Origin of the sequence: Brevibacterium pigmentatum (assembly GCF_011617465.1) — a bacterium.
GTDB classification, from domain to species: Bacteria; Actinomycetota; Actinomycetes; order Actinomycetales; family Brevibacteriaceae; genus Brevibacterium; species Brevibacterium pigmentatum.
This window is the reverse complement of sequence record NZ_CP050153.1, coordinates 1352561-1370705: the sequence shown is the minus strand read 5'-3', so window position 1 is coordinate 1370705 and position 18145 is coordinate 1352561. Positions and strand designations below refer to the sequence as shown.

The window sequence follows — 18145 nt, the reverse complement described above, 5'->3', positions numbered from 1 at the left end:
CCTCAGCGCGACCGGAACTGCGCGGTGACGGGACAGTCGAAGGGGTCTGCTTCGCCGAGGCCCACCCGGTTGAGGTAGGCGATGATGATCTTGTAGGACTCGAGCAGAGTCGTCTCGGTGTAGGTGATGTCCTTCTGGCGGCAGTATTCGCGGACCATCGGCTGCACCCGGTGCAGGTTGACGCTCGGCATGCTGGGGAACAGGTGGTGTTCGATCTGATAGTTCAGACCGCCCATGAGGAATCCCATGAAGCGACCGCCGGAGATATTGCGTGACATCAGCGTCTGACGGCGCAGGAAGTCGATCTTCACATCTTTGGGTACGATCGGCTGGCCTTTGTGGTTGGGGGCGAATGATCCGCCCATATGCACGCCGAAGACGGCGAGCTGGACGAGGAAGAAGACGCTGCCGACGAGAGGACCTGCCGCCCAGATGGCGAGCGCGGGGAACCCGATGAGGCGGATTCCGATGAAGACGCCTTCGATCCAACGGCGTTTGATCGACGACTGTCCCCGGACGATGGCTTTGACGGACTCGACGTGCAGCTGGAGGCCGGCCAGGGTCAGCAGCGGCAGGAAGAACCAGCCCTGACGTGCGGCGAACCATTTGGCCAGGCCTGTGCGTTCACGTGCATCCTCAGGAGTGAAGACGAGGGCGCCGGGAGCGATGTCTCCGTCTACTCCGGCCTTGTTCGGATTGGCGTGGTGAAGCGCATTGTGCTTCTTCAGCCACCATCCGTAGCTCAGTCCGATGAAGAGGTTGCCGATGATCGTCGACACCCACTCCCCCACTTTTCCGCTGGTGAAGATCTGCCGGTGTGCTGCGTCGTGGGCGACATAGGCGGTCTGGGTGAAAAGTGCGCCGAATACGACTGCGGTCGCCATCTGCCACCAGCTCTCACCGATGAGGAAGAGCATGGCGAAGGATGCAACGTAGCCGAGTCCGAGGAGGACGAAGCGCAGGGTGTTCCAGCCCGGCCGCCTGGCCAGCAGGCCCGCTTCTTTGACCTGCGCCATCAGCGCGCTGAAGTCGCTGGTGAATTCCTGTTCGGCGGTTCCCCTCTTCGCTCGCCTGCGTTCGAGCACTGCGGCCCGCGTGGCCCGATCCGGTGCCGGAGTCGACAGTTCGGTGGCAGTTGGGGAAGTCGGTTCGGAGGTCATGCGGTCAGACGGGTTCATGGTTCCCACCGTATGGATGCCCGCACCGTTTTTCGTCACCCCTGGGAGCCGTTCTTCACCCCCTACTCGGGTAGGGGGTCCGAGGCGAGGACGGGAGCAGAACTCAGCTGTTGGGGACGATGAGACCTGATTCGTAGGCGGCGATGACTGCTTGGGCGCGATCTCGGGCATCGAGTTTGTACAGGATCCGGGAGACGTGGGTCTTCACGGTCTGCACTGCGATGTGCAGACTCGCCGCGATCTCCGTGTTGGACGCTCCGCGGGCGACTTGGATGAGGATCTCGCGTTCTCGGTCGGTGAGTTCGGGCAGCGCGGTGCGGTTGGGCTTCTGTCCTCCGGTGGCGAAGTGTTCGATGACCCGTTTCGTCACGCTCGGCGCCAGGAGCGCTTCGCCTCCGGCGACGATGCGGACCGCCTCGGCGAGTTCACTGGGCGGGGCATCCTTGAGGAGGAAACCGCTGGCCCCGGCGCGGATGGCATCGAAGACATAGTCGTCGATGTCGAAGGTGGTGAGCATGATGATCCGGGTCTCGGCATTCGCGGCGACGATCGTGCGGGTTGCTTCGATTCCGTCCATGAGCGGCATTCGGACGTCCATGAGGACGATATCGGGGTCAAGGTCGGCGACGAGATCGACGCAGTGTGCACCGTCTTCGGCCTGTCCGATGACCTCGATATCTGCATGAGCGCTCAGCAGCGCGGCGAAGCCGGCCCGGACCATCGCTTGGTCATCGGCGATGACGATCCTGATCATGGGGTCTCCTTGTCCGTGGCCGAAGTGTCCGTGACCGGTGTGTCGGCGCTCGGTTCGCCGTCGTCGGTCGAGCGTTCGCGGGGCGAAAGCGGCAGCACTGCTTCGACTTCGAAGCCTCCGTCGGCAGTGGCTCCGCTGCGGATCTCCCCACCGACCGAGGCTGCCCGTTCGCGCATGCCGATCAGTCCCTGCCGACCATGCTTCTCGTGTTTTGCGGCCTCGCCGGGCCCGTCGCCGTGGTCATTGGTGACGCTGATCCAGACGGCTGAGCTGCCACCGCGGATGCGGATGGCGATGGCGGAGTTGCGGGCGTGGCGGATCGCGTTGCTCAGGGCTTCTTGGATGATGCGGTAGCCGGCGAGTCCGGTGCTGTCGCGCATGAGGTGGTCGATCGGTTCGCCGCTGCGTTCGACGGTGACCTGCACTCCGGCCTGTCGGGCCTTCTCGATGAGCGGGTCGATCTCGGAGAACTTCGGCTGCGGTGCCAGTTCGCCTCCGCCCTCATCGTTGCGCAGGACGCTGAGCAGTCCGCGCATCTCGGTCAGCGCTGTGCGGGCGGAGGTGGAGATGTCTTCGAACTCTTTGGCCACTTCTGAGTCGATCTCGGCATGGCGGAACGGTGCGCTGGAGGCTTGGATGTTGATGATCGACATGCTGTGGGCGACGATGTCGTGGAGTTCCCTGGCGATGCGGGCCTTCTCCTCGATGGTCACGCGTTTGGAGTGCTCCTCCGCGGTGTTCTCCTTCTCCTGGACCAGTTGGGAGCGGATGAGCTGCCATTGCTGGATGATGACCGCCGCGAGGTAGACGCCGCCGGCGATGCAGGAGTAGATGAGGATGTTGACAATGGCACCGTCGGTGCGGGTGTCTGCCACCAGCAGATGAGTGATGAGCACCGCGGCCGCCGAACCTGCGATGCTGCCGAGCAGTGCGGCCAGGGCCACTCCCCAGTGGGCGCGGAGGCCGATGATGAGGATGATGACGATCTGAGTGATCATCATCGGAACCATCCACGGCCACGGCACACCCGACACGAGCGGTCCCAGCAGCGGCAGCACAGTGCAGGCGGCGATCGACATGATCGTGCCGAAGAGCGGGCGCAGCATGGACAGCGGCATGGACCCGACATGGACGATGGTGACGACGAAGGCCAATGCGACGGGGGCCTCATTGACCGAGACGGCGATCGACGATTCCACCGCGAGCATGACGATGGCAAGCACGATCACCGCGACCCAGGCCAGCGCCTCGGGGTTGAGTCGACGGTTCGGGGGCATGAACCTGTCGAAGATTACCATCACAGACACCGGGTTCCCTTCTGTGATTCCGGCCGACCGGTGCGATCATAGCGCGTGGACTGCTTCATCACCTGGGAACGGCACATGGTGGTCAGTTCCCGGCCCGGAACCGAGAACTCCCCGTTCAGCTTCCGCGGATCCCGTCGGCCAGGTGCGCATGCCGAGTTCCCGCGAACTTCGCTCGGCTGCCCCAGGACAGCGCGAGGTAGAGCACGAAGGAGCTGGCGAAGGACGGGATCGTCGCTCCTATCGGGCTTGGATAGGCGTAGGTGAGCACATAGGAAGCCAGTGCCCCGAGGACCCACACCTCGACGGCCACCCAATTGATTCCGCGCGTGTAGGAGTAGATCCCGCCGGAGTCCTTGAGGATGTCGGGTGAGTAGGCACAGCGTTTGATGATGTAGTAATCGACGATGAGGATGGCGAACACGGGAACGAAGAACGCTCCGATCATCACCAGAAAGTCGGTGTACTGGTCGAGCAGGGCCAACCATGTCGAACCGATGATCGAGATCGCGCCGAGGATGAGCGCCATGGGCAGGAACTTCAGCTTCGTTCGGCTCTGCGCGCCGACGACGGAGTTGACCATTCCGTAGACGACCATCGTGTTCGTGGCCATGACGGAGAGGAAGATGACGATGGCCAATGCCCACCCGAACTCGGCGGCCAGCACAGTCGGGTCGAACTCGGCCGGGTCTCCCCCCATCGAGCAGGATGAAGCTGAAGGCAGTGAGACCCAGCAGCATCGCCAGCACGGTCGAAGTCAGGTAGCCCAACCCCGATCCGACGATTCCGGCTCTCTGGGAACCGGCCAAACGGTTGAGGTCACCGGAGAGCACGGTCCAGGAGATGGCTGTGGAGATAACGATGTCGAGCGCGAGGACCGGAGTGAACTCGAGCTCCGGCAGGCTCTTGATTCCTGCATATTCGGCGGGTGAGTGTCCCGTGAACGCGATGACGAAGACATAGGCCATGACCAGCAGGATGAGGAGAGCGAACCAGGGTTCGGCCTTCTCGATGCCTTCATGGCCGAGAATCGCCAACCCGACGACGAGGGCCTGGCAGAGCACCGAGAAGAGGATCGGATTGGAGAACCCCGTCGTCTGGGCGACCACATAGTTGACACTGATCCCCGCCAACATGGCCTGCACCCAGCTCCAGCCCATGAGGATGATAACATTGGCCGCGACCGGCAGGAAGCTGCCCTTGGCACCGAAGGCACCGCGGGTGATGGCCATGGTCGCCAAGCCCGTACGGGTGCCGATGTTGCCGATGAGCGTGAGCACGATGGTGCCGATGATCGTCCCGAGGATGATGACGATGACTGCTGTGGTGAAGTCGATGCCGGGGACGAACAGAGTTCCGGTCAGCAGGGTCGTGACGACGAGGTTCGCGGCCAGCCAGATCATGAAGATCCGTCCCCCGCTCAGGGTCCCGCGGATGACTCCGGAATCGTGGCCGGATTCCAATCGCTGTTCCAAACGGCGGTACCAGTTCACTGCGCGACCTCCTCGGCGCCGGGCTTGCTTTCGGCGGCACTGGGACCAGCCGCCGACGAGCCGTCGGCAGAATCCGGGACCGTTGAGAGGTGTTCGTGGATGGCGATGAGTTCACCGTCACCGAGGCGGCGGAAGACGATCGATTCGCGTTCCCGGTAGGATTCCCGCCCGTCTGCGGTGTTCACGGTCGTATCGACGGTGTGGGAGAATACGGCTCCGCCGGGGAAGGTCTGCACGAGCTGGTCCGATGAGGCGCAGGCGGCCACTGACCAACCGTCGGCCAACCACGAAACCCACTCCCTTTCATATTCCACGCGAGTGTTCAGGCGTCGCGTTTCGGGGTGGAAGACGAAGGAGGCGTCCTCGGCGAATCGGGAGAAATACGACTGAGTGTCCGTGGCGGCGAAGGCATCGACGATCGCCGAGGCGGCCGTGAGCACATCTGATTCGCTGGGCTCCGGTGTGGATTCGTTCATGATCGACGGCGACCTTTCGCAGACTGAGAGAAGGAGGATGCCGCGTTGAGTCCAAATGATTCGCGTGCGGCCCGATGAAGCTGAATGACACACTAACGAGTCTGTGATCGTCCGCACTATCCGCGGTGGACGAATTCTGACCTCAGTTATACGAAGCGGCGAATCGGCGCGTGAATTCTTCCGCTGAACGTCACTGTGAGTTCATATGCCGAATGGACCTGATCGCACCAGGTGACATGCATTAATTTGAGTCGCATGCCCGTGTGCCGCCGGACATTCCGCGGCTGACGTTCGAAGGAGAAGCTGAACCCATGAGTGCAGAACTGATCTGCGTCGTCGTCCTCGGACTGATGTTCGTCATCGGAACCTGGCGGGACATCAATATGGGCCTGCTCGGCTTCATCGCGGCCGCGGGCGTCGGCGGCCTCGTCCTGCACCAGGCGCCCGAAGAGTTCCTCGCAGGATTTCCCGTCGACCTCTTCCTTACGCTCGTCGGCCTGACCTATCTCTTCGGATTCGCCCAGAACAACGGTGCCATCGAAGTGATCGTCCGCTGGTGTGTGAAGCTCGTCGGCGGGCGCGTCGGACTCATGCCCTGGATCTTCTTCGCACTGACGGCTGTCCTCATCTCGCTGGGGGCGCTCTTCGCGGTGGCCATCATCGCGCCGCTGGCGCTGTCGTTCGCGCGGCGTCATCGGATCAATCAGTTCATGGTCGGTCTGCTCGTCGTGCACGGAGCATTGGCCGGCGCGTTCTCCGCGATCAGCGTCTACGGCATCTTCATCAATGACTATCTGACCACGAACGGTCTCACACCGACGCCGCTGACCTTGTTCCTCGCCCCGTTCATCTTCAATACCGTCTTCGCGGTCGTTGTCTGGTTCGTCCTCCGTCGCCGGCCAGGACTGCGCGCGGAGGCAGATGGGGCTCACCCCCACCCAGAGTCCGAAGCCGACGGCGGAACGACCATCCGTCTCACACGCTCTCAGATCCCGACCCTGATCGGGCTCATCGCGATGGCGCTGTCCGTGATCATCTTCAGCTGGGATGTGGGCCTGGTGACCATCACGATCTCGGTAGTGCTCGCCGCCATCGACCCGGCCGCAGGCAAGGCCGCGCTGTCGAAGGTCTCATGGTCGATCGTCATCCTCATCTGCGGAGTGCTCACCTACATCGCCGTGCTGCAGGAGGCCGGAACCGTCGAATGGGTCTCGGCCGGCATCTCAGCGATCGGCGTCCCCCTGCTGGCAGCGCTGCTGCTGTTCTACATGTCCGGCCTGATCTCTGCGCTGGCGTCGTCCTTGGCGATCATCGGTGTCGTCATCGCCCTGGCGGTGCCGTTCCTCGAGTCGGGCGACGTGCATGTCGGAGGGTTCGTCGCGGCGCTGGCGATCGCCGCGACCATCGTCGACATCAGTCCGTTCTCGACCAACGGCGCGATGCTCCTGGCCAATGTCCATCCGAGCATCCGCGACCGCTACTACAGACAGATGATCGGCTACGCCGGCCTCATGTGCCTCATCGGGCCAGGACTCGCCTGGGTGGTCGCCGCGGTGCCGACCGTGATAAGCGGCTGAACCGGCGGGGTCGGGGCCCCGCTGCCGCTCACATGTGCCCGGTCGTGATGAACTTCTCGTGCCAGGACAGAGCCTCGGCGAGGATGTGCGGGGTATGCCGACCGGTCGGGTTCGCCGCGATCGCACGTTCGAGGTAGTCGGTGAGACGGTCCCGGTAGTCCGGGTGGGCGCAGTTGTCGATGATCCTCCGTGCCCTGGCCACCGGCGGCAGTCCGCGCAGATCGGCCAGGCCCCGTTCGGTGACCAAGATCTGAGTGTCGTGTTCGGTGTGGTCGATATGGCTGGCGAACGGCACGATCGCAGAAATCGCTCCCGCTTTGGCCTGCGAGTTCGACACGAAGAAGTTGAGGTAGGCGTTGCGGGCGAAGTCACCGGAGCCGCCGATGCCGTTGATGATCGACGAACCGGTCACATGCGTGGAGTTGACGTTACCGTAGATATCGGCCTCGACCATTCCGTTGATGGCGATGATGCCGAGTCGCCGGATGGCTTCTGGGTGGTTCGACATCTCCTGGGTGCGCAGCAGGATCCTGCCCTTGTACGACTCGATCCGGTCGTTGAAGTCCGCTGCCCGTTCGGCCGAGAGTGAGAACGCCGTCGCCGACACCGAGGTGAGCTTTCCGCTGTCGATGAGGTCGAGCATTCCGTCCTGGATGACTTCCGTATAGGCGGTCAGTCCCGCGAACTCGCTGTCGGCGAGATTGCCCATCACCGCATTGGCGACATTGCCGATGCCTGACTGCAGCGGCAGCAGTTCCGGCGGCAGCCGATCTGCGGCGATCTCATGGCGGAGGAAGTCAACGAGGTGGCCGGCAATCTCCTTCGAGTCCTCGTCGGCAGGTTTGAACGGCAGGTTCCGGTCCGGAGCGTTCGTCTCCACCACGGCGACGACCTTCGCCGGGTCGACACGCAGATAGGGGTCACCGATGCGCTGCATCGGCTCGAGCAGTTGGATCGGCAGCCGCTCGGGCGGGCGCCGGGTTCCGTAGTAGACGTCGTGGAAGCCTTCGTACCCGCGCGGATGCCAGTCGTTGACCTCGAGGATGATCTTGTCGGCCAGGTCGAGCCATGTCTTCGAGTTCCCGACGGAACTGCCGGGAACCAGCAGACCGTTGGGCAGGATCGCCGCGACTTCGACGACGGCGACGTCGAGATTGCCGTAGAAGCCGAACCACGCCTGCTGAGCCGAATGGCTGAGGTGAGTGTCGACATACGCGGTGTCACCCGAATTGATCGAGGCCCGCATCGCCGGATCGGATTGGAACGGCAGCCGTTTGCTCACCGCGTTCGCTTCGGCGAGTACCCCGTCGAGTTCCGGCGCCGTCGATGCTCCCGTCCACAGTTCGATCCGGAAGTCCTCACCCCGATCGTGGGCGGCCTGAGCACGTGCGGCTACCGCCCCCGGGACTGCCTTCGGGTACCCGGAACCTGTGAAACCGCTCATCGCCACGCGTTGGCCATTGTCGATATGGCGGGCCGCCTCCTCAACGGTGACGGTCTTCGTGCTCAGTTCGGGGCAGGTGATTCTCGACATGACGCGCAGTCTATCGGTCAAGGGACCTCGCTCGCCGAGGCGGCCCCACCACCCGAGGATCGCTGGGTCGGCTCCGCCTCAGTCCCGGTTCGGGACAGTGTCCTCGCCGCGGTCCTTGACGACGCGGAATCCGATGTTCGAGGCCGAGGAATCCGGTGTGTTCGAGGATCGGGCGGCCACCCGATAGCGGTTGCAGTAGGAGTCGTGGCACAGGAACGATCCTCCGCGCATGATCCGTTTGTCTCCGGTGTCGGGGCCGCGCGGATCGGACTGCGGGGAATGCTGGTAGTAGTCGTGGGTGAACCAGTCGGCGCACCATTCCCACACGTTGCCCACGGTGTTGAACAGGCCCAGCCCGTTGGGGGCGAAGTGTCGGGCCGGTGCGGTGCTGATGAACCCGTCATCGAGGGTGTTCGTGCGTGGGAATTCTCCCTGCCAGATATTGCAGTTCCACTCCCCGTCGTTCAGCAGCCGATTGCCCCATGGATAGCGGCGACCCTTGAGCCCACCGCGAGCGGCGAGCTCCCATTCGGCCTCGCTCGGCAGCCGTGTGCCTGACCAGGCGCAATAGGCCTGGGCGTCGTCCCAGCTGATGTGGACGACGGGATGGTCTCTCCGGTTATCGATGGTGGATCCGGGCCCTTCGGGTGCGGCCCAGTTCGCCCCGGAGACTTCGACCCACCAGGGCACGCCCGGGGCCTGCCCGAGGACGTGTGCCCGCGCCCCCGGATTGGTCTCCAAGAGCATGGCGAACACCGCAGAGGTGCCCAGCCGTTCCGCCGTCGTGACGAACCCGGTGTCGGCGACGAACTGGGCGAAATCGTCGTTCGTCACGCTTGTCGTGGCGATGTCGAATTCGGTGAGGTCGACCCGGTGGCGTGGTCCCTCCCCATCGGCGGGATGACCGTCGCCGAAGGGATCTCCCATATCGAAGGTGCCGCCGACGGTGACGAAATCGAAGCTGAACTCAAGGTTCGACTCGGAACTCACGGCACGACCAACCGCAAGATCCATTGGTTGGCTGTCCCCCGCCTCGGCGCGGTTGGTCGCGGGAGCGCAGCATGAGTGGCCGTTCTGCGCTTCGGCGGCGCCGTGATCTCCGTTCTTCGTCACGTGTGGGTGCCCCTTTCGTACCGGGTCCGCCTCTGAGCGGTGCGGACTCTGGGAACACCCTATGACGTCGGCCGATGCCGGGGACAACCCGGTCAGATAGTCAGGCGAAGAGGCTGACTCCGCCCGGTCCCACGAGGCAGCCGACAACGATGAGGACGATGCCCCACAGCAGCTGCTTGCGGAAGAGGGCGAAGATGCCGGAGATGACGAGGATCGCCGCGATGATCCAGAGAATGAAAGCCATGGTTGCTCCTTGACTTGAATACTGTTGACCTCGGTCGAGGTTGGTTCATCCTTGCACAGAAGAACCGGCGAAATGCGACCTTCTTCATCAACACGCCGGTTCGCCTGCAATCGTGACCGGCCCATGACTCTCCCGGTGATTCCCGCCCCTTTCCCACCGATAGCCTCCCTGCGCGGCCGATCCATTCCGGCATCGTCTATAGTGAAAGTTCAGAGCCTGTCACGTCGATCACACCGGCAGGCGCTCTTGCCGGTACCTGAGGAAGGATGCTTGATGTGACCCAGCCACGGACCGACGCCTCTGCCAGCACAGGCACGGGCAACGTCACAGGCACCGGCGACGCCGGAGTCGATACCGGAATCGGGGCCAGGCTCCTCAACGGCGCCGTACGTAGCGGAACCGTGGTAGCGTCTCTTCTGGCCGCCTCGGCGACCGTGTCCGTGATCCTCAACCCTGCACTGGTGACGGTGCTCGCTGTCCTCGTGGTCGCGGCGATCGGCGTGGGACCACGCCTACGTCAAGGTCGGCCGTGGACGCCAGCCGATACGGTCACGGCCTGCCGACTGGGTCTCGTCATCGTCTGCACCTGCCTGATCATCCACTCACAACCGGGCCTGACGTGGGCCGCCGTGGTCGTCGGTTCACTCGCTCTTGCCCTCGACGGAGTCGACGGATTCGTGGCCCGCCGGACCCAGGTCACCGAGGCGGGAGCCGGGTTCGACGAGACGGTCGATGCCCTGTTCATCCTCATCCTCGCGCTCGCCCTCGTCCCGATGTGGGGGTGGTGGACGGCGCTGCCGGGCCTGTACTACTACGTATTCCGCTTCATCACGGCGTTCCGTCCCCAGTGGCAGCAGAAGTTGCCGTTCTCGCAGATGCGCAAGGTGGTGGCCGCAGCGCAGGGCATCCTCCTTATCACTGCCGCTTCTCCCCTGGCTCAAGCTCACGAATGGATCGGCTTCGGTGCGGCCGGACTGGCTCTGGCCGCGCTCACCTGGTCGTTCGGTCGCGATATCATCTGGCTCGAGCGACATGCACGGTGACCACGATCTTTCTTCCTATACTGCTGGCATGACGTCGACGCACACCAGCACCGCCCCGGAACGCCTCGTGACAGGCCCGGTGAGTTCGCTGCCCACGGAGCATGGGACTTTCGCCATCAGGTCGTTCACTCTCGACGCAGTCACCCATGCGGTGCTGACGATGGGCGACCCGGCCGGTTGTGACCGACCGTTGGTCCGGGTGCACAGCGAATGCCTCACCGGTGATGCTCTGGGTTCGCATCGGTGCGACTGCGGGGACCAGCTCGATGCGGCGTTGGCTGCGATCGCCGCCGAGGGACACGGGATGCTCGTCTATATGGCCGAGCATGAAGGTCGCGGAATCGGCCTGGCCGCGAAGCTGCAGGCATATGCGCTCCAGGACGAGGGCATGGACACCGTCGCCGCCAATCGTGCCCTCGGTCTGCCCGACGACGCCCGTGACTACACTGCGGCGGCTATGATTCTGCGTGAGCTCGGCTGCCCGCGCATCAGGCTGCTGACCTCGAATCCGAGCAAACAGCATGCGCTCGAGGAATTGGGCATCGAGGTCGTTTCCCGGGTGCGGCTGCCCGTGGCCGACCGGCCGGAGAACAGCGTCTATCTCACCACCAAACGGCTGCGGATGGACCACGATATCCCGCCCGCGACGGATACGGAGTCATCGCGCACACAGCTGTCCGGTGTCGACGTGGGTGTCGACGCGGACATCTACACTGCTCTGGCCGCGAACGAGGAAGTCGTCGCCCAGCTCGCACAGAGCCAGGACGGGTTCATCGCGACTCGCACGGGCGATGCCTGCTTCGTCTCCGGAACCACGGACCGGACCCATCTGCACCGGATCCGCGCGCATGTGGGCGCCGTCCTCGTCGGCGCTCAGACCGTCATCGCCGATGATCCGCAGCTCACCGTCCGCGCGGTGCCCGGCACCGACCCTGTCCGCGTCGTCCTCGATCCGTACGCCCGCGTTCCGGCCACGTCGACGGTGCTGAGCACCGGTCCGACACCGACCGTGTGGCTGATCGGCGCCGAGGCGGCTCCCGGTGCAGATGTCAGTGACCACGTCCGTGTGGTCCGTCTTCCCCCGCCGGCATCCCCGCAGGACATCATCGCCGTCGTCCGTGGCCTAGTGGCCGGGTCCATCCTCGTCGAGGGCGGCGGACGCACGGTCTCATCCTTCCTTGCCGCGGGTGCTCTCGACCGGCTGTTCCTCACCACCGCTCCGGTGTTCATCGGAGATGGTGTGCCGGGCATCCGCTTCCAAGGGTCCGAGGTGATGGCGCAGGCACTGCGGACACCGTTCCGTCGGTTCGAACTCGGTGAGGATATATGCACCGAATATCTGCTCAGTCCGGCTGCGGCTGCTCATTCGCAGCCGAGTCCGAGCGTGCAGGAACCTGCTTCCGTCGAGTCCCCGCAGCCCACACAGTGACGATACCCGGCAGCGTGGAAATCACCGCAAGCAGGCCGTAGCCGGTCGAGGCCGTCACTGCAGTATCCATCGACACGGAGATTCCGGCTGCGATGAGGCTGACGCTGATTTCGCGCACTCCCCATCCGCCGACGCCGATCGGGATGCTCATCGCCGCGAGTCCGACGACCGCGAGCACCGGCACGACAGGGCCACCGAGCGCCGCCATGGCGATGAGGAAGAGCACGAAGAGAGCCGCCATTCCCAGGGCCGAGGATGCCCAGATGGAGAAAGTGCGCTGCCAGTCCATTCCGCGCATTCCCCACACGGAGATGACCAGAGTGGCCACGGAGACGGCTGCGGCAATGAGTGCCAGTCGGCCGGAGACGTCGATGAGACAGAGGGCGGCGGTGGCGAAGAGCAGCGTCGTCGTGCTCAGTCGTTCGGCGCCGACGGCAGCCAGCGGTGACAGCCACTTCTTCGGCCCGGTGTGCCGGTAGACGGCCACTCGGGCGGCATCACCGCCGAGTCCGCCGGGCAGCACCATATTGAGCAGTGACGAGGAATAGCAGTCGGCGAGCGCCCGTGACCACGTGATGGCGGTGCCTCTGTGTGCGAGCAGCAGCGTCCACCGCAGCGCTTGGGCGCCGGTCATGATGAACCCGCAGGCGAGGGCGGTCAGTACTGTCCAGACGTTGAGGACCTGCCATCCGTCGACGAGTGCTTGAGCGCCGACGACTCTCACCGTCAGTGCCAGCAGTGCGACGGTGATGGCGAGCATGAGAGCCCTCTTCGCCCAGGTCATGTCACTTCTGTCCGGTCGGTGGGGTGGTCGCACGAACAGTTGAGGTATGTCGTCCGCGGTCGGTGGCGTCGATGAGCACATCGAGATGGTCAACCCTGACGCGCAGTCCCGAGTCCAGCTGTGCCCGCCGCTGCGTCCACCAGTCCCGTGCAGCCGAGGCGAGCGCAGGGTCCTCCTCAACAGCTGCGTCAAGACGTTCGGAGAGGAACCTGCTGAGGAAGGTTCGGTCGTCTGGGGCCGCGAGACGCCAGGGGCTGGGGCCGTCGAGTGCGGTGAGTCCGTGTCTGCGGGCGAGGCTGATGAGGCGATCGGGTGCGTGGTGGCCGAGCCTGCCGTCACGGTGCTGATGGGCAGTGAAGGCTGCATCGATAGCTGCGTCATGTGGATGGGCCGGATCGAGCTCCCACCCGCCGACGATGCTGAGCAGGAACAGTCCGAGGCCGTCGTGGTCAGCCAGAGAGCGAACGACGGCGGTGAGGTCTGTTTCGGTGAGGACGTCGAGGAGGGCGCTGCAGGTGAGCAGGAGCTTCGATCCCTGGAATTCCGAAGTAGTGAGCAGCTCGGTGCTGAGGGTCGGGAGGGCGTCGATCGGGGCACAGATTGTCCGGGCATGAGGAAGGGCCTTTGCCGCCAGACCGAGGGAAGCTTGGTCGGAGTCAAGGAGGATCCAGTTGATCTGCCAGTCGGGCAGGCGAGCGCGCAGAGCAGCGTCGAACCACAGTGCGGAGTTGCCGGTGCCGGCTCCGATGTCGATGGCCAAAAGTGACTTCGAGTTCGACTCTGTTCCATCCCGCAGTCGGGCAACTGCATCATCGAGCAGATGCAGCGACTCCTGGCGTGCTTCGTCATCGGCGGGGCGGCGCAGGTCCAGCCAGTCGGGTTCGGCCGCAGTCACGAGGTGCTCCTCTGTTTTCTGTCCGCCGCTGCGGGCGGTCCGTGCTGTTCTGCCGAGGCAGGTGGCGCGATCGGACGCGTGTGCTCGGCGGTGACGCGCAGAACTTCGGCGGCGGTGTCGGTCCAGGAACGTTTGACGTGGAGACGATTCCGGCGGGCCGATTCGGTCAGTTCGGTGCGGAACTCGTCGTCGGCCACCCAGCGGTGCAGCGCATGTGTCCACGCGCCGACGGTGCGGGGCAGGCCGAGTCCGGCTCCCAGGGGCTCTTCGGCTCCGGTTCCGGCGGTGACGAAGGCGGGGATTCCGGCGGCGGCTGCCTCGGCGACGACCATCCCATAAGCCTCCGAGCGTGAGGGCAGAAGCAGCAGGTCGGCGTTGCTGTACAAGGCGTCGATCTCGGTGGGACTGAGTTCTCCGACGATGTCGGCTCTGCCCGCGGGCAGGTCGTTGCATGCCGACTGCAGCCGACGACCGTATTCTGCGTCGACTATCGGGCCGGCGAAGGTGACCCGCAACGACTCTTCCGCGGCTACCTCATCCAGTGCTGCTTCCTGCACGCAGGCGTCGGGTCGTGCTGTCTCCGTCGCCATCAGTTCTGTCAGTGCTTCGGCGATGAGCAGCTGTCCTTTGTTCTCCTCGATGGCGCCGATGCACACGAAATGCGCTCCTCCACCGCCTGAGCTCTGTGGGCGTGCCGGGTTCCCGGGCACGGCAGCCTCGGCGCGGATCCCGTACCGGGATTCCAAGCCCGCGGCGGTGAACCGGCTCGTGGTGATGACGGCGGGTACGGCGCTGATGACCTGCCGTTCGCGGTCACGGCCCGCATTGTCGTCAGCGTCTGCCAGGCAATGGATGAGAGGGATGGGCGAACCCTGCTCGGTGCGGTTCGCGTCTCCAGGATCGGTCATCACCTCGGGCAGTGCAGTGGCGATGAGCCCGTCGAGGAGGACGGGTCCGGCCACTGCGGCCAGGAGATCATGCACGGCCACTGACTCGGCTGGTCCCGGTTCAGCCCAGTAACCGGGCACCGAATGGAGCACGATCTGGGATCCGGCCGCCTCGGCGAGTGCGCGGTTGAATGCCGCTCCCCCGCTGATGCGGCCGAGGTCGGGTTCGATGAGGTGAAGGCTCACGCCCGCTCCGGGACGGTGTACGTGATCGCTGCGCGCGGATTCTCCCGCAGTTCGATGCTGATGCCGATCTCGGGGCGGTCCGCCAGTGATCCGGCCAGGCGTTGTCCGATATATTCGGCAACGGCTTCGGTCGTGCTCAGCTTCCCGGTGAAGTCCGGGTGTTCGTCGAGGTTCGCGTAGCGCAGAGGGGTCAGAGCCGCGTCGAGCAGGGTCATAGCCTCACCGATGTCGAGGACGACGGAATGCTCGTCCAGGCTCGGGCGGGTGAAAGTCGCCGAGACTTCGAGAGTGGCGCCGTGGACACCTTGGGCGGGTCCGAAGAATTCGTCGGGCAGGCTGTGGGCGATCATCACATGGTCGTTGACGGTGAGTCCGAACATCGTCTTCTCTTTCCTCTCGGGGTATCGGTTGGGTTCTTCGCCGCCGGGCTGCGGATGCGTGCGGTTCAACGCTTCTGCAGTGACCGGGAATCGGTCAGCGGGTGTGGGCGCCCGTAAAGTCGATGACATGACAGAGTGCGGTGCGGGCGAGGCCGCTGCCGTCACCGTCACTGCCGCCGCTGAGTTCGTCAATGATCGTCGGCAGCTCCGTCCAGTCGGAGACTCCGGTGATCAGGGCATCGAAGCGGTCATCGTTCAAGGCTGTCAGGGCCGCGCGCATCCGTTGGGCGCGGGTGCGGCGTGCTCGATGTCCGGCGGCGACCTCGCCGACCTGTGAGGCGATGATGCTCAGCCGGCGGGCGTGAAAGTCTGCGCCGAGCGGCACGCTGGGGCTGTCGCTGCCGTACCAGGATGCTTCGATCACGGTGCCGTCGTCGCCGGTGATCTCGAGTCCGCGGGCCAGTCCGGCCTGGTTCCCGGAGGTGTGGATGACGAGGTCGCAGTCGGAGGAGGCGTCGTCCGGTGCGACCGCGGTAAGGCCGAGGTCAGTGAGCAGTGTGCGCCTGTCTGGATCGGTCTCGACGATTTCGAGCCGGTCGAGCGGCATCCGGGAGGCCAGCAGCGCGGTGGATGTGCCGATCATGCCCGCTCCGATGACGGCGACGCGGTCGGCGAAGCGCGGCGGCTGCTGCCAGAGGATGTTGAGACCGGTTTCGACGGCGCCGGCCAACAGCGCTCGGTGGTCATCGATGTCATCGGGAATGAGGTGGACATCCTCGGTGGTCACAATGTGGTGGGAGTGATGGGGCAGCAGGCCGAAGACCCGAGCGCCGATCCACTCGCGCGGTCCTTCGTCGACGACACCGACGCCGAGGTAGCCGTACGACACCGGGAACGGGAAGTCCCCGAGCTGGTTAGGAGCCCTCATCAGGTCTTCGACGCGGGCGGGGATGCGGCCGGTGTGGACGAGTGATTCGGTGCCTTTCGACACCGCCGAGGCGGTTGTGGTGATCCGCAGCTCGCTCTCTGAGTCGGGGTTCGCGTGCGGGGTGGGCACTTCACGCCAGCCCCCTTGCCGGGCGGCTTCCGTCCAGTACTGCCAAGCCATGCTTCGATCGTACAGGTGCCCCTGCCCCGCAGCGGACCCAGGCGACGCCCGTGACCGTGATCAGGCTGATAGCCGACGACCGGACCACTACCCTGTGGCCATGACTGATTTCCTCAAACTGCGGAAGTCCGCCCCGGACGGGTTCTTCGCCGCCGAGGCCGCTGGGCTGAGATGGCTGGCCGAACCGGGTGTGGTCCCGGTCGTCGACGTCGTCGAACATGGTGCGGATTTCCTGCGGCTGCGCCGCCTCGGAGAGACCGGTCCCACCGCCGAGGCGGCCGCCTCCTTCGGTCGCGACCTCGCTCGGCTCCACGATGCGGGTGCTCCCGGTTTCGGATGGGCACCGGCACCACAGTCATTCTTCGGCCCCCTCGACAATCCCTTCGAGGTGCCCGCCGAGTCTGTCAGCGACTTCACCGAGTACTGGGTCGAGCAGCGCCTCCGCCCGTTGGTCACGGCGGTTGCCGGGGACCTCACAGGCGCGGATCGGGCCACGGTCGCCTCGGCGATCGATGCGATCTCATCCGGCGCCTTCGCCGGGATCTGCGGCGAAGGCGAGGAAGCACCGGCACGCATCCACGGTGATCTGTGGGCGGGCAACCTCATGTGGACACCGACCGGGGTGACGCTCATCGATCCGGCCGCCCACGGCGGTCACCGACTGGAAGACCTCGCGTTGCTCGCCCTTTTCGGTGCCCCGTTTCTCGAGGAGATCTTCTCCGGCTACGAACAGGCCCACCCGATGCCGGACGGCTGGCGGGATGACCTGCCGGCGCACAGCTTCTTCGCTCTGCTCGCTCATATCCGTCTGTTCGGGCGCGGATTCCTCGGGCAGACGGTCAGCGCCGCCCGGTCGATCATCGCCCGGGCGGAACAGCTGCACCGGTGAGGTCACTTCAAGGAGATCTCCACCGGGTCGGAGAACAGTCCGCCGGCGAAGGTCAGCTTGTTCGGGTCGGCGTCTTCGGGCACGTCGAAGACGAGGACACCCTCGGCGGTGTTTCCGGGGTTGATCTCTTCGAGGAAGAGGATGTTGTTCTCGGCCGCATAGATACCGGCTTCTGAGTCCGCAGAGTAGGTGTTGCCGGACTCATCACCGAGTTTGATGTCGTCTTCGAAGAAGAAGTTCGGATCCGATCCGGTGTTCTTCACCGACAGTTCGATCTGGACGAACTGTCCCTGTGCCTTGGCGTTGAGGAATTCGTCGCCGACCTGTGAGACTCCGTCTTCGACCTTGGCGACGGTGATCTCCCAGTCATCGGCGGCCACGGTGTCTCCGATTCCATACGATGCTTCCTCCGCAGGCTTGTCCGCAGCCTCCTTCTCCGCGGACTCGCCCGACTGCTGGGCGTCGGACGAGCCGCTCTCCGAGGTGCCGGTGTCCTCTCCCCCGCCGCCGAGCGCGCTGGCAATTGCGATGACGACGATGACGACGAGCAGCCAGAACCACCAGCGTTTGAGCAGCGGTTTCTTCTGTTTCGGCGGCTTCTGACCGTAGGGCTGCTGCGGGTAGCCGCCGGTCCCGTAGGCCGGTGCGTTCTGTGCCGGTCCCCACTGCTGGGGGCCAAAGTTCTGCGGCGAGGTCTGGTGCTGGGCGTTGTGAGGGGGCTGGTGCTGCGGGGACCACTGATGCTGGGGCTGTGGAGACTGCGGCGGCTGCGGGGTGTTCTGGGGATTCTGGGGATGGGACATGACGCTCC

The 18145-nt window shown here is 64.8% G+C and carries 18 protein-coding genes and 1 pseudogene; 4 read left to right on the top strand and 15 right to left on the bottom strand.

All coding sequences use genetic code 11. The annotated features are described in order from the left end of the window. Window positions 1–2: 2 nt before the first annotated feature. From GUY30_RS06135 to GUY30_RS06115, 6 genes and pseudogenes are all read right to left on the bottom strand, one after another. The gene (locus tag GUY30_RS06135; protein WP_228281750.1) at window positions 3–1178 is read right to left on the bottom strand and encodes a fatty acid desaturase family protein; all 1176 of its coding nucleotides are present in this window, start codon (window positions 1176–1178) and stop codon (window positions 3–5) included. 103 nt (window positions 1179–1281) lie between these two features. Beyond that, entirely contained in the window at window positions 1282–1932 is a 651-nt protein-coding gene (locus tag GUY30_RS06130) for a response regulator (protein ID WP_167195044.1), read from the bottom strand. Further along, a complete protein-coding gene (locus GUY30_RS06125; RefSeq protein ID WP_167195041.1) occupies window positions 1929–3209 on the bottom strand; it encodes a sensor histidine kinase in 1281 nt (426 codons plus the stop codon). The genes GUY30_RS06130 and GUY30_RS06125 overlap by 4 nt, the downstream gene beginning before the upstream one ends. A gap of 145 nt (window positions 3210–3354) precedes the next feature. Next, window positions 3355–3936 (bottom strand): cytosine permease, encoded by a 582-nt coding sequence (locus tag GUY30_RS18100; protein WP_323127776.1) that lies wholly within the window; start codon window positions 3934–3936, stop codon window positions 3355–3357. A 79-nt stretch (window positions 3937–4015) separates the two neighbouring features. Further along, window positions 4016–4639, bottom strand: a pseudogene (locus GUY30_RS18095) (cytosine permease); the annotation flags it as partial. A gap of 86 nt (window positions 4640–4725) precedes the next feature. Continuing rightward, complete coding sequence (locus GUY30_RS06115) at window positions 4726–5205, bottom strand: YybH family protein (protein WP_167195038.1); 480 nt, start codon at window positions 5203–5205, stop codon at window positions 4726–4728. A 311-nt stretch (window positions 5206–5516) separates the two neighbouring features. Between GUY30_RS06115 and GUY30_RS06110 the strand changes: the two genes are divergently transcribed. Next, on the top strand, window positions 5517–6782 hold the full coding sequence (locus GUY30_RS06110) for an SLC13 family permease (RefSeq protein ID WP_167195035.1): 1266 nt from the start codon (window positions 5517–5519) through the stop codon (window positions 6780–6782). A gap of 28 nt (window positions 6783–6810) precedes the next feature. Here the strand turns inward: GUY30_RS06110 and GUY30_RS06105 are convergent, their stop codons facing one another. The 3 genes from GUY30_RS06105 to GUY30_RS06095 form a co-directional block, all read right to left on the bottom strand. Then, on the bottom strand, window positions 6811–8316 hold the full coding sequence (locus GUY30_RS06105) for a succinyl-CoA:acetate CoA-transferase ScpC (protein ID WP_167195032.1): 1506 nt from the start codon (window positions 8314–8316) through the stop codon (window positions 6811–6813). Between the two features lie 78 nt (window positions 8317–8394). After that, window positions 8395–9330 carry a formylglycine-generating enzyme family protein gene (locus GUY30_RS06100; protein WP_167200747.1) on the bottom strand — a complete coding sequence of 312 codons (936 nt, stop codon included), beginning with the start codon at window positions 9328–9330 and terminating at the stop codon, window positions 8395–8397. Window positions 9331–9529: 199 nt separating this feature from the next. Beyond that, complete coding sequence (locus GUY30_RS06095; RefSeq protein WP_167195029.1) at window positions 9530–9673, bottom strand: GPGG-motif small membrane protein; 144 nt, start codon at window positions 9671–9673, stop codon at window positions 9530–9532. Window positions 9674–9948: 275 nt separating this feature from the next. Between GUY30_RS06095 and GUY30_RS06090 the strand changes: the two genes are divergently transcribed. Beyond that, entirely contained in the window at window positions 9949–10716 is a 768-nt protein-coding gene (locus GUY30_RS06090; protein WP_167195026.1) for a CDP-alcohol phosphatidyltransferase family protein, read from the top strand. Window positions 10717–10744: 28 nt separating this feature from the next. Then, complete coding sequence (gene ribA, locus GUY30_RS06085) at window positions 10745–12145, top strand: GTP cyclohydrolase II (protein ID WP_167195023.1); 1401 nt, start codon at window positions 10745–10747, stop codon at window positions 12143–12145. On the opposite strand, the gene GUY30_RS06080 is transcribed toward ribA, so the two are convergent. The 5 genes from GUY30_RS06080 to GUY30_RS06060 are packed head-to-tail and all read right to left on the bottom strand — an operon-like array spanning window position 12060 to window position 16445. Beyond that, window positions 12060–12929, bottom strand: a complete 870-nt coding sequence (locus tag GUY30_RS06080; protein WP_167195020.1) for a lysylphosphatidylglycerol synthase transmembrane domain-containing protein — start codon at window positions 12927–12929, stop codon at window positions 12060–12062. The genes ribA and GUY30_RS06080 overlap by 86 nt on opposite strands. Before the next feature lies 1 nt (window position 12930). Further along, entirely contained in the window at window positions 12931–13824 is an 894-nt protein-coding gene (locus tag GUY30_RS06075; RefSeq protein WP_167195017.1) for a methyltransferase domain-containing protein, read from the bottom strand. Then, window positions 13821–14957, bottom strand: coding sequence for a glycosyltransferase family 4 protein (locus GUY30_RS06070; protein WP_167195014.1), 1137 nt, complete (start codon window positions 14955–14957; stop codon window positions 13821–13823). The genes GUY30_RS06075 and GUY30_RS06070 overlap by 4 nt, the downstream gene beginning before the upstream one ends. Next, window positions 14954–15406: a 6-pyruvoyl trahydropterin synthase family protein gene (locus GUY30_RS06065; protein ID WP_323127775.1), complete on the bottom strand. Its 453-nt coding sequence runs from the start codon at window positions 15404–15406 to the stop codon at window positions 14954–14956. Before GUY30_RS06065 ends, GUY30_RS06070 begins: the two co-directional genes overlap by 4 nt. A 25-nt stretch (window positions 15407–15431) precedes the next feature. Next, window positions 15432–16445 (bottom strand): zinc-dependent alcohol dehydrogenase, encoded by a 1014-nt coding sequence (locus GUY30_RS06060; protein ID WP_167195011.1) that lies wholly within the window; start codon window positions 16443–16445, stop codon window positions 15432–15434. Window positions 16446–16545: 100 nt separating this feature from the next. Here GUY30_RS06060 and GUY30_RS06055 point away from each other — a divergent pair, with 100 nt between their 5' ends. Then, window positions 16546–17334, top strand: coding sequence for a fructosamine kinase family protein (locus tag GUY30_RS06055; RefSeq protein ID WP_167195008.1), 789 nt, complete (start codon window positions 16546–16548; stop codon window positions 17332–17334). A gap of 2 nt (window positions 17335–17336) precedes the next feature. Here the strand turns inward: GUY30_RS06055 and GUY30_RS06050 are convergent, their stop codons facing one another. Then, window positions 17337–18137 carry a DUF4352 domain-containing protein gene (locus GUY30_RS06050; RefSeq protein WP_167195005.1) on the bottom strand — a complete coding sequence of 267 codons (801 nt, stop codon included), beginning with the start codon at window positions 18135–18137 and terminating at the stop codon, window positions 17337–17339. Window positions 18138–18145: the final 8 nt, after the last annotated feature.